The sequence below is a fragment of the Nocardia sp. NPDC050697 genome (assembly GCF_040654395.1).
Lineage (GTDB): Bacteria > Actinomycetota > Actinomycetes > Mycobacteriales > Mycobacteriaceae > Nocardia.
The window spans coordinates 751,754-764,560 of the sequence record NZ_JBFAHY010000003.1 but is presented as its reverse complement, the minus strand read 5'-3'; the positions used below and the strand labels follow the sequence as shown (position 1 = coordinate 764,560).

At 71.8% G+C, this 12,807-nt stretch carries 15 protein-coding genes; 4 read left to right on the top strand and 11 right to left on the bottom strand.

The window, feature by feature from the left end:
• Positions 1-2 precede the first annotated feature (2 nt).
• Positions 3-521 (bottom strand): hypothetical protein, encoded by a 519-nt coding sequence (locus AB0H71_RS15470; RefSeq protein WP_357020288.1) that lies wholly within the window; start codon positions 519-521, stop codon positions 3-5.
• A 237-nt stretch (positions 522-758) separates the two neighbouring features.
• Here AB0H71_RS15470 and AB0H71_RS15465 point away from each other — a divergent pair, with 237 nt between their 5' ends.
• Both AB0H71_RS15465 and recR read left to right on the top strand, forming a co-directional pair.
• On the top strand, positions 759-1,094 hold the full coding sequence (locus AB0H71_RS15465) for a YbaB/EbfC family nucleoid-associated protein (protein ID WP_357020285.1): 336 nt from the start codon (positions 759-761) through the stop codon (positions 1,092-1,094).
• Between the two features lie 9 nt (positions 1,095-1,103).
• Positions 1,104-1,712 (top strand): recombination mediator RecR, encoded by a 609-nt coding sequence (gene recR / locus AB0H71_RS15460; RefSeq protein ID WP_233015562.1) that lies wholly within the window; start codon positions 1,104-1,106, stop codon positions 1,710-1,712.
• A 156-nt stretch (positions 1,713-1,868) separates the two neighbouring features.
• Here recR and AB0H71_RS15455 read toward each other — a convergent pair whose 3' ends face one another.
• The 7 genes from AB0H71_RS15455 to AB0H71_RS15425 all read right to left on the bottom strand — a co-directional run bounded on the left by AB0H71_RS15455 (position 1,869) and on the right by AB0H71_RS15425 (position 8,467).
• A complete protein-coding gene (locus AB0H71_RS15455) occupies positions 1,869-2,513 on the bottom strand; it encodes a hypothetical protein (protein WP_357020281.1) in 645 nt (214 codons plus the stop codon).
• On the bottom strand, positions 2,510-2,716 hold the full coding sequence (locus AB0H71_RS15450; RefSeq protein ID WP_357020278.1) for a hypothetical protein: 207 nt from the start codon (positions 2,714-2,716) through the stop codon (positions 2,510-2,512). Before AB0H71_RS15450 ends, AB0H71_RS15455 begins: the two co-directional genes overlap by 4 nt.
• Positions 2,717-2,752: 36 nt before the next feature.
• On the bottom strand, positions 2,753-3,454 hold the full coding sequence (locus AB0H71_RS15445; protein ID WP_357020276.1) for a glutamine amidotransferase: 702 nt from the start codon (positions 3,452-3,454) through the stop codon (positions 2,753-2,755).
• Positions 3,451-4,686, bottom strand: coding sequence for a MurT ligase domain-containing protein (locus AB0H71_RS15440; protein WP_357020273.1), 1,236 nt, complete (start codon positions 4,684-4,686; stop codon positions 3,451-3,453). The genes AB0H71_RS15445 and AB0H71_RS15440 overlap by 4 nt, the downstream gene beginning before the upstream one ends.
• A gap of 57 nt (positions 4,687-4,743) precedes the next feature.
• A complete protein-coding gene (locus tag AB0H71_RS15435) occupies positions 4,744-5,376 on the bottom strand; it encodes a pyridoxamine 5'-phosphate oxidase family protein (protein ID WP_357020271.1) in 633 nt (210 codons plus the stop codon).
• A gap of 19 nt (positions 5,377-5,395) precedes the next feature.
• The gene (locus tag AB0H71_RS15430; RefSeq protein WP_357020269.1) at positions 5,396-7,156 is read right to left on the bottom strand and encodes an FAD-dependent oxidoreductase; all 1,761 of its coding nucleotides are present in this window, start codon (positions 7,154-7,156) and stop codon (positions 5,396-5,398) included.
• Positions 7,157-7,435: 279 nt separating this feature from the next.
• Positions 7,436-8,467 (bottom strand): EamA family transporter, encoded by a 1,032-nt coding sequence (locus AB0H71_RS15425; RefSeq protein ID WP_357020266.1) that lies wholly within the window; start codon positions 8,465-8,467, stop codon positions 7,436-7,438.
• Between the two features lie 90 nt (positions 8,468-8,557).
• Between AB0H71_RS15425 and AB0H71_RS15420 the strand changes: the two genes are divergently transcribed.
• The gene (locus tag AB0H71_RS15420; protein ID WP_357020433.1) at positions 8,558-9,502 is read left to right on the top strand and encodes a LysR family transcriptional regulator; all 945 of its coding nucleotides are present in this window, start codon (positions 8,558-8,560) and stop codon (positions 9,500-9,502) included.
• A complete protein-coding gene (locus AB0H71_RS15415) occupies positions 9,499-10,173 on the top strand; it encodes a dienelactone hydrolase family protein (protein WP_357020263.1) in 675 nt (224 codons plus the stop codon). The genes AB0H71_RS15420 and AB0H71_RS15415 overlap by 4 nt, the downstream gene beginning before the upstream one ends.
• Here AB0H71_RS15415 and AB0H71_RS15410 read toward each other — a convergent pair.
• Genes AB0H71_RS15410 through AB0H71_RS15400 form a run of 3 tightly spaced genes read right to left on the bottom strand, consistent with a single transcriptional unit; the run spans position 10,170 to position 12,749 of the window.
• Positions 10,170-10,532, bottom strand: coding sequence for a hypothetical protein (locus AB0H71_RS15410; protein ID WP_357020260.1), 363 nt, complete (start codon positions 10,530-10,532; stop codon positions 10,170-10,172). The genes AB0H71_RS15415 and AB0H71_RS15410 overlap by 4 nt on opposite strands.
• Positions 10,529-11,047 (bottom strand): DUF3558 domain-containing protein, encoded by a 519-nt coding sequence (locus AB0H71_RS15405; RefSeq protein ID WP_357020257.1) that lies wholly within the window; start codon positions 11,045-11,047, stop codon positions 10,529-10,531. The genes AB0H71_RS15410 and AB0H71_RS15405 overlap by 4 nt, the downstream gene beginning before the upstream one ends.
• Before the next feature lie 22 nt (positions 11,048-11,069).
• Positions 11,070-12,749 (bottom strand): AAA family ATPase, encoded by a 1,680-nt coding sequence (locus AB0H71_RS15400; RefSeq protein WP_357020254.1) that lies wholly within the window; start codon positions 12,747-12,749, stop codon positions 11,070-11,072.
• Positions 12,750-12,807: the final 58 nt, after the last annotated feature.

The following is a 12,807-nucleotide window of genomic DNA, read 5'->3' as shown; positions in this document are numbered from 1 at the left end:
GATCACGGGGTGGCGACCACGAAGGTGAGCAGCAGGGTGTTCTGCAGCGCGCCGAGCCACCACGAGTAGCCGAACCAGACCCCGGGCGAGACCTCGCGGATCTCGTCGTGCACCTGCGGGGTCGGCGACGGCGCGTAGTTCAGCACCCAGGCCTGGCGGCCGTCGAGCAGCGCGCTGCCGCGGTAGATGTTCGCGGGCCAGGCGGCGATGTCGAGCCCGGTGACCCGGTTGGTGAGGGTGCCGCCGTCCGGGCCGGTGGCGAAGGTCTTGCCGATCCAGAAGGCGGGGGCGATGCCCTGGATGTAGCCGGGGCGCACCACCCAGCCGCTGGTGACGCCCTGCGGCGCGGCGCCGGGCGCGGCCTCGTGGAAGAGCAGATCCTGCTGCTCCGGCGAGCAGCGGAAGCGGAGCGCGTCGATGGTCGCCGCCCGATTGCCGGAGTCCAGGACGCAGCCGCCCCCGTAGTCGGCGACCCCCGAGTCGGCCTGGGCGGTACCGCCCCCGGCGAACAGCAGCACCATGGTCGAAGCGGCTATGGTGAGAACGGACTTACGGAGAAGCGGGGACATCGTCGGCTCCAGGGTCGCTACCGGTCATCGATTACCTTGTCGGGAAGATCGCCGCGCTGTAGCCGGTGCGACAAAAATCCCGGACCCGACCCGAGTTCCATGATAAATCCTCGCAAAACGTGCGATGTACCGGTCCCCGGCCCGGACTAGTCTGGAGCTGACATTCCCGCCCGCTGGAAGGATTCTCTCGTGCAACCCGATGGCCAGTTCGACATGCAGCAGCTCCTCGCGCAGGCGCAGCAGATGCAGCAGGCGGTGATGGAGGCGCAGGCCGAGATCGCGGCCTCCGAGGTGCAGGGGCAGGCAGGCGGCGGCCTCGTGCAGGTCACCATCAAGGCCTCGGGCGAGGTGGTCGCGCTGACCATCGACCCCAAGGTGGTCGACCCCGAGGACGTCGAGGGGCTGCAGGACCTGGTGATCGGCGCCGTCAACGACGCCATGGCGAACGCGCAGCAGCTGGCGGCCGAGCGGCTCGGCCCGCTCTCCGGCGGCTTCGGCGACGGCGGCCAGCTGCCGGGCCTGTAGAGGCCGTAGGTGTACGAGGGCCCGGTCCAGGACCTGATCGACGAGCTCGGGCGGCTGCCCGGCGTCGGTCCGAAGAGCGCGCAGCGCATCGCCTTCCACCTGCTCGGCGTCGAGGCGCCGGAGATCGACCGGTTGCAGGCGGCGCTGCAGAAGGTGCGCGACGGCGTGCGCTTCTGCGCCGAATGCGGCACCGTCTCCGACGGCGAGCTCTGCCGCATCTGCGTCGACCCGCGCCGCGACCGCACCATGATCTGCGTGGTCGAGGAGCCGAAGGACGTCCAGGCGATCGAGCGCACCCGCGAGTTCCGCGGCCGGTACCACGTGCTCGGCGGCGCGCTCGACCCGCTCAACGGGGTCGGGCCGGACCAGCTGCGGATCCGGCAGCTGCTCGCCCGGATCGGGAATCAGCAGGACGGGGTGGACGTCAGCGAGGTCATCATCGCCACCGATCCGAATACCGAGGGGGAGGCTACGGCCACCTACCTCGTGCGGATGCTGCGGGACTTTCCGGGGTTGTCGGTGACCAGGCTGGCTTCCGGGCTGCCGATGGGTGGGGATCTGGAGTTCGCGGACGAGCTGACGCTGGGCCGGGCGCTTTCAGGGCGTCGTGCGCTGTAACTTTGGCCCGGCTCCGCCGGGCGTGTTCGCCGCCCTTCGGGGTCCCGTTGTTCAGCGCTCGAGACTCGCGCCCTCGGCGCATGCGCTTCGAGCGCTGAACAACGGGACGGGCGGCGAACGGGGCTCGTAAGACTCGCCCCCTGGGGGCCGGGTTGACTACAGCTCGACCGGGGTCCAGGGGACCCGGTCGAAGCTGTCGCGTTCGCCGCGGGCCCAGTCCCAGATGAGGGCGGCCACGGTGGCGGGGTCGGGGAGTGTGGTGCCGAAGTGGCGGTCGGGGGCGCCGTCGCGGTACTCGAGGGTGTACTCGCCGGACTCTTCGCGGTAGGTCTGGATGTAGTCGTGCGGGCCGCGGTCGACCACCAGGTAGGGGTTGGGCGCGGTAAGGCCGGCCACCCAGTCCCTGGTCAGGCGTTCGGTGAGGTAGGGGAACTCGCCGGCGCCGCCGTGGCTGACGGCGAGCGGGAGGTGGCCGGCGGGGTCGATGAGCCAGGCCAGCTGGGGGTCGAAGAGGGCGTAGCCGCGGGGGGTGGCGAGCTCGAAGAGCAGGGCGCGGCCGAAGCCGATGGCGTCGTACGGCATCGGCACCGGCAGAGTGGCGCCGGTCGCGTGGCCGCCGATGGGCGCGACGCTGAGGAACGAGTCGTCCTCGGGGAGTGCGCCGTTGCGCCGGTTCAGTTCGGCGGCGATCTCGGCGATCACCGCCGACTCCGGCGCGCCCTCGTTCGCGTCGAGGAACTCCTCCGCCTCCGGCACCGTCGACGCGACCCCGGAGGGCAGCAGGACCAGGTCGTAGCTCACCCGGCGAGCCTACCGAGCCCGCGCTCCGCGCAGGCGCAGCCACCCGCCAGGTCGGTGCACTCCACCACGAAGGCGTGCCGCACCACCTCGAACTCGACGCAGCCGCCCTCGGTGCACTCGGCGAACCGCCCGGCGTGCGCGATCAGCGTCCCGTGGCAGTGATCCGTTCCGGCCGCGCAGGCCGGGCATGCGTTCGCTCCCATGTGCTCCGGTCTACCACCGGACACCGACAGGGGGAATCAGGCGCGCAGCCGCTCCCGGCGCAGCTGCTCCACCTCGGGCAGCGCCAGCGGCGGCAGCTCGGTGACCCCGAGCGCCCGGCAGAGCAGCAGATCGGCCAGCTCCGGATTGCGGGCCAGCGCGGGGCCGTGCATGTAGGTGCCGATCACCGAGCCCTGCACCACCCCCTCCAGCCCGTCCCCGACGCCATTGCCGACCCCGCGGGTCACCCGGGCCAGCCCGGCCGCGTCACCGCCGAGCTTCGTTCCGCCCCTGTGGTTCTCGAAACCGGTGAGCGGCGCCGTGAGCCCGGCCACGGTGGGCGCGGTGGTGACCTCGCCGATGGCCCGCTTCTCCTGCGGCGAGGTGGTGACGTCGATCATCCCGACGCCGTCCACCCGCTCGCCGGTGGAGGTCTCGTACCAGTGCCCGAGCACCTGGATGGCGGCGCAGATGGCCAGCACCGGGGTGCCCTTGGCGGCCGCCTCCTGCAGCCCGGGGTAGCGCTGCAGGTGTCGGGTGGCGAGCCGCTGCGCGGAGTCCTCGGCGCCGCCGAGGGTGTAGATGTCCAGCGAGTTCGGCACCGGATCGGCGAGCGTGATCTCCACGATCTCGGCGTCCTGGCCGCGCATCCGCAGCCGCTGCCGCAGCACGAGCGCATTGCCGCCGTCGCCGTAGGTCCCCATCACATCGGGCAGCACCAGCCCGATCCGCACCGTCACGAGACGTCCTCCAGATCGCGGTTGAGATCGCGGAACGCGGTGTAGTTTGCCAGCACCTCGACCTTGCCAGCCGGGCAGGAGGCGATGGCCCGCACCGGGTCGGCGACGGTGGTGTGCTCGACGCCGGCGTAGGTGAGCCGCACCGCGAGATCGGTGGCGCGCTCGCCCGCGGCCACCACCTGCACCCCCTCGAAGTGCTCGAACCGCACGTCCCAGAGCCAGGAGAGATCCTCGCCGTCCGGCACCTGCCCGTTCACCGCGATGACCAGCCCGGCCGAGTCCGGGTCGATCATCGAGAGCGCCTCCTGCCAGCCCGCCGGGTTCTTGGCCAGCAGCAGCCGGGCGGCGTGCTCGCCGACCTGCACGGTGCGGTAGCGCCCGGCGATCTCGCGCACGGTGCCCGACGCCGCGGCCGCCTGCGCCGGGTCGGCGCCGAGCGCCACCGCCGCCGCGACGGCCTGCGCCGCGTTGCCGCGGTTGGCCCGGCCGGGCAGCGCGAGGGTGAGCGGCAGCCGCAGGCCGTCCGGGCCGCGCAGCTCGGTGCCGTCCAGCCACCACTGCGGCTCGGGGCGCTCGAAGTCGGCGCCGGTGCTGCGCCAGTGCGCGCCCTCCCAGACGATCGGCTCGCCGCTGCGCGGACAGCTGGTGGCATCCATCGACCAGCCGCTGCCCGCCGCCACCCAGACCACGTTCGGGTGGTCGTAGGCGATCGAGGTGACCAGCACGTCGTCACAGTTGGCGATGACGACGGTGTCCGGGTGCCGCGCCAGCCCGGCGCGCAGCCTGCGCTCGATCATATTGATCTCGCCGACCCGGTCCAGCTGGTCGCGGCTCAGGTTGAGCAGCACCACCGCCTCCGGGTTCAGCGCGTCGGCGACGTGCGGCAGGTGCAGCTCGTCCACCTCGATGGCGGCCAGCGGCGCGCCGCGCTGGGTGCTGAGCGCGGCCACGATGCCCGCGTCCATGTTCGCGCCGTCGGCCTGGGTGGCGACGGTGCCGAGCGTGCTCAGCGCCGCGGTGGTCATCCTGGTGGTGGTGGACTTGCCATTGGTGCCGGTGATCAGCACGGTCCGCTTGCCGCGGCCGAGCTGGTCCATGAGCGAGCCGTCGATCTTCAGGGCGATCAGCCCGCCGATCATGGACCCCTTGCCGCGCCCCGCCTTCTGCGAGGCGAACGACGCCAGCGCCGCCGCCCGCAGGGCGAGCCGCCCGCGCACCGAAATATCCGCCATCCCGTGGAGTCTAGGGGCCGTGCCGGAGTGGTTCGCGCCGAGTGAGCCCGGCCACCCTCAGCCCTGGTACAGCTTCTGCCCGTAGACCTCGGGGGAGTAGTACCGCTCCAGCTCCTCGACCGACTCGGTGACCCCGCTCTGCACCTCTTTCACCAGCCGCGCGGCGCTCGGCAGGGTGTCGTCCGGCCACTGCTCCGGCTGCCACAGCCCGCTGCGCAGGAACGCCTTGGCGCAGTGGAAGAAGATCTGCTCGATCGCCACCTCGACCGCGAGGATGGGCCGGTGCCCGCGGACCACCATGTCGTCGAAGTAGGGCGCGTCCCGCACCAGCCGGGCCGCACCGTTGATCCGCAGCGTCTCGTTCCGCCCCGGGATCAGGAAGATCAGCCCGACGTGTGGGTTGACCAGGATGTTGCGGTACCCGTCGGCGCGCCGGTTGCCCGGGCGCTCCGGCACCGCGACGGTGTGCGCGTCCAGCACCTTGACGAAGCCGGGCGGGTCGCCCTTGGGCGAGGCGTCGCAGTTGCCCGCCGCGTCGCTGGTGCACATCACCACGAACGGGCTGATCCCGATCCACTCCCGGTCGCGCGGGTGCAGCGCGGGCCGATCCTTGTTCGCCGCACGCGGATTCACCGCGCCGAGCAGCTCCCGCAGCTCCGCCTCGTCCGTGATCTGCGCGGTTTCACCCATGGGACGATTGAAGCACCGCTCAGGGGCGGACGTCGAACATATTCGGCAGCCCCGAAGCATATCGATCGGCGTCCAGCTGCCGCATGGGCTCCAGCTCCGGCGCGCGCCAGAGCGTGAAGAGCGGGCAGCGCGGCGCATCCGACCCGGCCACGTCGAGCAGCGCGTTCACCGCGCTCCGCGCCGATTCGTTGGCGCCCTCCATGGTCGCCAGGTCGATATCGGTGCGCACGTAGTCACCGGCGAGGAAGAGGTTCTCCAGCGGGCCGTGCGGCTCCGGCCTGGCATCCCACGATCCGGCGGTATTGATCAGCAGCGGGTCGGCATTGGTATTGCGGCCGCGCTCGGCGTTCCAGGTGATGCCGGGGTCGAGGAACCAGGAGTGCAGGTCGGCGTCGCGCAGCACCTCGCCGCCGTCGTTCAGGTGGGTGCGCAGCTGCGCCCAGACCTCGCGCGCGATCTCCCCCGGGCTGCACTGCTCGGCCGGCTTGCCGTAGAGGATGCCGGGGGTGTGCCAGTCCGAGATGTCCACCGAGAGGCAGTCGCCGACCGTGCCGTCGCCGTACTCCGGCAGCTTGCGCCGCCACACCTGGTTCTGGTTGATCGAGGTCAGCGCCCACGGCGCGTCCACGAAGGCGGCGTGCCCGCGCACGATGTCGACCGGGGTGCGCAGGTAGTACTGGATGCCGTTCATCCAGTCCACGACCAGCCGGTCCATCGCCTGGAGCTGCGGCCAGACCGCGAGTATGTCGGCGGTCCAGAGCGTGCGGGCCTGCTCGGCGGGGAGCGCGACCACCACGTAGTCCGCCTCCACCGTGCGCGGGCCGTCCGGGGTGTTGATCCTGGCCGCGGCGATCCTGCGGTCCCGCACCTCCAGCTCGCGCACCTCGCTGCCGAGCTCCAGCCGGACCCCGAGCGACCGCAGGTGTGCCAGCCACGGATCGATCCAGGTGGCGTTGGTCGGCCCGTTCAGCGCCCGGTCCAGCGGGCCGTCCGCGGCGATCTCCAGCGGGTTGCCGAGGAACTGCTCGCCCATGGTGCCGATGGTGCGCACGCTGGCCACGCTCTCCTTCGCCGCGACGAGCAGGCTGGTGAGCGCCCGGGAGAGCAGCGCGCGGAACTCGTGCGAGCGGGCGTGCCCGTCCACGTAGTCGAACCAGGAGGCGTACTCCCACTGGCCGAGCCTGCGCGCGTCGCAGCTGGTGTTGAAGACCAGCAGCCGGTTGGCGAAGAACAGCGCCTCGTCGCCGGTCATCCTGGTGGCCGCGGTGATCGCGCCGCTCACCGTCTCACGGAAGGTGTCCGGGGTGAGCTTCACCGGCGCCCGCGCGCCGAGCGGCACCCGGATGTCGGCGCCGTCCGCGCGGGCCAGCCGCATCTCGGTCATGCCGACCAGGTTGTCCCGCACGCCGTTGGCATTGCCGGGGAACGGGATGCGCCGCATGGTGTCCGGAATGTGCCGGTAGAAGCCGGGGAAGAAGCGGAAGCCGTGCTCACCGGGGAGCTCCGGCCTGCCGTCCCGCGCGCTGCCCGGCACCGGCACGCTGCGCGCCTTGCCGCCCCAGGCCCGCTTCTCGTACACGGTGACCTCGAAGCCGCGCTCCGCGAGCTCGTGCGCCGCGGTCAGCCCCGCGACCCCGCCGCCGAGCACCGCGACCCGTCTGCCCTGGCTCGCGAAGGCCGGTACCGGCCGTGCCGTACTCGCGATGGCCCCCGCCACCCCCGCCGTGACCGTGCCCCTGAGGAGGGTCCTGCGCGACACGGTCGACCGCTGTTCTGTCATACGTGTTCTGCTGCCTCGTATTTCGGGCCCGCCACGATCGGCGGCCCTGCTCGTGTTCGAACCTGCGCACGGCGGGCCGCCCACCGTGCGCGCCGTGCCCCGGCCGCCGCCCCGGCGGACTCGGGCGCCTGCGACAGTACCGGGGCAGGAAGGGGGCCGTGTGCCGATGGGGGCGATTGCCGGGACTTCGCCTGACTGGGGAGTGTTTCAGATTGGAGTGGTCAGGGAGTTGGCCGGTCATTCGCCGAATTCGGCGTAAGGGGGGTTGCATGGTGGTGGTCACCCGGCGTGGGCGGGGTCGAGGTGATTGCGCGGTCCGGGTGGTCTCCGCCGCATCGTGCCGACGGTCGGTCGGGCCGCACCCGCGGCGACCGGGTGTGGTGTGGCCGTGGGTGGGGTGGCCGGTTGCTGGGTGGCGGCGGGCAGGGTGACCGGCCTGGGCGCCAAGGTGGCCGCGCCCGCCCCCGCGATCACCACCAGCGCGCCGAGCACCGCGAGCCCGCTCGGCCGCTCACCGAGGGCCGCCCACGCCGCGCTCATCCCCACCACCGGCACCAGCAGCGAGTACGGCGCCACCGCGCTCGCCGGGTAGCGGCTCATCAGGTACGTCCACAGCCCCGACCCGGCCAGCGTGCCGAGCACCACGATGTACCCGAGCCCGGCCAGCGCGAGCAGCCCGGCGCCGCTGAAACTGGTTGCCAGTGCGTGCAATCCCGCACCCGGCCCCTCGGCGACGATCGAGAGCGCGAGCATCGGCAGCGGCGGGATCACCGCCATCCACATGGTCAGGTGCAGCGGATTCACCCCCGGCGAGTCCGTGGTCGCCAGCCGGGTGCCGATATTGCCGAAGGCCCAGCCGAGCCCCGCCGCCAGCGTGAGCAGCACCGGAAGCAGCCCCGCGTTCGGCAGCTGATCCCAGCCGATCAGCGCCATCCCGCCCAGCGCCGCCGCGATCCCCGCCGCCTGCACCGTCCGCAGCCGCTCCCGGGCGACCAGCGCGCCGAGCAGCACCGTGAACGGCGCCGAGGACTGCAGCACCAGCGCGGCCAGCCCCGTCGGCATCCCGATCCGCATGGCGGTGAAGAGGAACGCGAACTGCGCGATCCCGAACCCGCCCCCGTAGAGCAGCAGCCACCGCGTCCGCACCCGCGGCCGCGGCACGAAGAGCAGCACCGGCACCGCGATCACCGCGAAGCGGAGCGCGACGAAGAAGAAGGGCGGGAAGTGGTCGAGGCCGACCCGGATGGCCAGGAAGTTCAGCCCCCAGAGCACGACGACGGTCAATCCGAGCAGGCGGTCACGAGCGGTCACGCCTCTTATGCTGAGCCCGGCTAACCATCAGAACAATCGAATTGTTCCGAAGCATGTCGGTAGGATCACTTCATGATCGATGGTGCTTCGATGGCGCCGGAGCGGCTCCGGGTCCTGCGCGAACTCGCCGATCGCGGCACCATCGCCGCCGTCGCCGCCGCGCTGCACACCACCCCGTCGGCGGTCTCGCAGCAGCTCAAGGTGCTGGCCAGGGAGGCGGGCGTACCGCTGCTGGAGCCGGCGGGCCGCCGCGTCCGGCTCACCGACGCGGGCCGCGCGCTCGTGCTCCGCGCCGACGAGGTGCTCGCCGCGCTCGACCGCGCCGCCGCCGAGATGGCCCGCTACCGCGGCACCGCCCGCGGCCGGGTCCGGGTGGCGCTCTTCCCCTCCGGTGCCGCGCTGCTGCTGCCGAAGGTGCTGGCCGGGCTCGCCGACAGCGCCGTCGAGCTGATCGCCAGCGACGAGGACCTGCCGCCCACCGAGGTGCCGCGGTTGCTCGCCGACTACGACGTCGTCCTGACGCACCGCGACGAGCGCGCCCCCTCGGTGGCCGGCCCCCGGGTGCGCGCCCTCCCGCTCATGCGCGAACCCACCGACGTGGTCGTCGCCCCCGGCCACCGCCTCGCGCACCGCACCGCCGTCGACCCCGCCGAGCTCGCCGACGAGACCTGGGTGAGCGTCCGCGGCGGCTTCCCGGTCGACGACGTCCTCCGCTCGATCGCCACCGTCACCGGTGTCCAGCCCCGGATCGCGCAGCGCCTGAACGACTTCCGCGTGATCGAGAGCCTCGTCGCCGCCGGCTACGCCATCGCCCTCATGCCCCGCTGGGCGGTAGCGCACCCCGACCTGGTGGCGCTGCGCCTCAGCGGCGTCCGCGCCGCCCGCCGCTACGAACTCGCGCTCCGCCCGCACACCGAGCACATCCCCGCGGTCGCCGCCGTCCGCGCCGCCTTCGCCGCCGCGGCCCGCGACGTCGCCGGCCCGGACCCACTACAGTCCGGAGCGGATCGCCCGGACCCGATGGAGCACCCATGACCGACCCCGACGACGGCTACCTGGCCACCCCCACCGGCGACGGCCCCTTCCCCGGCGTCGTCGTCCTGCACGACGCCTTCGGCCTCACCGGCGAACTCCGCCGCGTCACCGACCACCTGGCCGCCAACGGCTACCTCGCCCTCGGCCCCCGCCTCTACCGCCGCGGCCGCTGCGTCCAGCAGGTCTTCCGCGGCCTGCTCCGCGATACCGGCCCCGTCTTCGACCAGATCCAGCGCGCCCGCGACACCCTCGCCGCCCGCCCCGACTGCACCGGCCGGGTCGGCGTCATCGGCTTCTGCATGGGTGGGCGTTTCGCCATCGTCACCGGGGGAGGGGGCATGTTCGACGCCGCCTCCGTCAACTACGGCATGCTCTACCCCGGCCGGCCCGTCGACCACCTGCTCACCGCGCCCTGCCCGGTGGTCGCCAGCTACGGCGACCGCGATCCCTACATCCGCACCGCCGATACCGAGCGGTACCGGGACGCGCTCGATTCAGCCGCTGTGCCGGTGGATTTCAAGATCTACCCCGGAGCCAGCCACTCCTTCTTCCAGGACTACTCCGGTGTCCCCGGGCTCTACATGAAAGTCATGGGCACCACCCACGACCCCGATACCTCGGCCGACGCCTGGTCCCGAATCTTCGCCTTCTTCCGGGAGCACCTGAGTTAAGTGCTCCTCCCGAGATTCGCCGTATTGTCCTGCTCGGTAGCGGCATAAGCCGCGCCTGCTTTGCGGAACATGTCAGCCATGGATTGGACCGTTTCGATGTGCCGCTGTAGAGCTTCCCTGAACGACCCGGAGCCGTCGCCGCCCATCGCCAATTTCCGGAACTTGTCGCCCAGAATGGTCGCGGAGTTCAGGGTGCCGAAGGCCTCGACATTGACCAGGTCCGCGGTGCGGCGCTGCAGATCGACCAGGACTTGGACGTGGCGGTCGCATTCCGCCGCGCACGCCGCTGCGACACCATCGGTGATGCGCAGTCGTCCCTCAGTTGCCTCACCGGCCAGGATCTCGAACGCATCACTCATCGTGGAACCCACTGATCTACCGCTTGTGCCGCGCGGGTGACCAGGCCGCACGGTTCAGGGATGTTGCTCTTCAACTGGTCGTCGACGACATAGAGCTGAATGGTGCCTCGCGAGGTGCCGTAGAAGACATTGCAGTTCTTCGGCTCCGATGGGGCACCCTGAATGAACAGCGTCGCTTCACGACCCGGCAGGTCGGCCGATCGGAAATCGTGGAACTGGCTGTTGGCGCGGAACTCGTCGACGGACTTGGTCGTAGCGAAGATGCGGAGGGCGTATCCATCGGCTCCCCACCGGCAGCCCCGCCACCCGGACCGAGGTACGCCGAACGGATTGTCGTTCTTCTGCGCCGGATCCGCCCCTGCCGCCCGAATAGCCTCATCCGGCAGAGAACACGAATCGAACAGTGCCTCGGGCGCAACCGAGGACGGCGTGGCGGAACCTTCCGTCCCCGACTCACACCCCGCCATCAACGGCACCACCGCAAGCACGCAGGCAAGCGCGAAACGACCCCGCATCAATCCCCCTCCGTAGAAAACCCTACCCCGGCCCCTGCCGATACTGCTGCGCCGCAACATAACCGAAGTCATCCGCCACCATCGCGGCCAACTCCAGCAACGCCCGCCGAGTCGGCTTGGACACCAGCTCCAGATCGATCTCCGCCCCCTCGGCGAGGTGGTCGTCGAACGGCACGACCTGGACGGCGCGCGTGCGGTCGAGGAAGAGGCGGCGGAGCTGGTCGAGGTCGACGGTGGAGGCGCCGCGGCGCGAGGCGTTGACGACGACGACGGTGCGCTCGACGAGTTTGCTGTGCCCGTGGTGGTCCAGCCAGTCGAGGGTGGCGGAGGCGCTGCGGGCGCCGTCGATGGCGGGGGAGGTGACGAGGACGAGGGAGCTGGCCATGTCCAGGACGCCCGCCATGGCGGAGTGCATGAGGCCGGTGCCGCAGTCGGTGAGGATGATGTTGTAGAAGGACTGCAGGATGCCGATGGCCTTGCGGTAGTCGGCTTCGCTGAAGGCCTCGGAGACGGCCGGGTCCTGTTCGCTGGCGAGCACTTCGAGGCGGCTGGGGGCCTGGGAGGTGTGCGCCCTGACATCCGAGTAGCGGGTGATGTGCTGGTCTTCGAGCAGGTTGCGCACGGTGGAGCGGGTCTGCCGCGGCACCCGGTGCGCGAGCGTGCCGAGGTCGGGGTTGGCGTCGATGGCGATCACCCGGTCGCCGCGCATGGAGGCGAAGGTGGAGCCGAGGCCGACGGTGGTGGTGGTCTTGCCGACGCCGCCCTTGAGCGAGAGGATCGCGATCCGGTAGTCGCCGCGGACCGGCTGGTTCACCCGGTCGAAGAGTTCGCGGTAGACCAGGTCGGCGGAGGACTCGCCGGGGTTGATCATGCCGCCGGAGACCTTGTGCACCGCCCGGCGCCACCCGCTGCGCGGCGCCCGGCGGGCCCGCTTGAGCAGGTTGAGGTCGTTCACCGAGTGGCCGGGCTGCCCGGGGGCGTTCACGTGCTGCGGCTGGAACGGCTGCGGGTTGCCCTGCTGCCAGCCGGTACCGAAACCGGGGCCGGGGCCCTGCGGCGGCGGGCCGGGGGGCACGCCGTACCCCTGCGGGCCCGGGCCGCCGAGCATGCCGGGCGGTGGGCCGGGCTGCGGCGGCGGCTGGTAGGAGGGCTGCTGCGGGGGCGGCGGCGGAGCCCAGCTGTAGATCGGCCCGCTCGACGACTCCGGCCCGGGACCAGGTGCGGCGCCGGGGTTCTCGGGCTGAATGGGGTGCGCACCGCTGTGCTGCGGCTGGGCGAACTGCCCGGAGTTGTACGGACCACCGGGCGGCGGCGGCGCGAAACCGTCGGCCCCGCCGGGACCTTCGGGGAAACCGGTGGGCGAGAAGCCACCCGGACGCTCGCCACCGAATCCGGACGGCTCCGCCGAGAACCCACTCTGCGGCTCCGCACTGAAACCGCCGGACGATTCCGCGCCGGACCCCGGACGCTCCGCACTGAAACCGCCGGACGATTCCGGACCGAACCCCGAACGCTCCGCACCGAAACCACCGGACGCATCCGGCCGCTCCCCGCTGGAACCCGCCGCTTCGCCCGACCCCTCGGCACCGGCCGAATCATCCTGCGCCCGGCGCGCTCCGGCGTCCGAATCGGCATCGCCCGAATCCGCGGGCGCACTCTGCAGCCAGGGCGGCGAAGTCGGATTGTGGTCGTTGGTGGTCACAGTTCCCCCATCTGCTCGGTTTCTCGAGCAGAGAGCTCGGCCTGATTGCGAATCCACG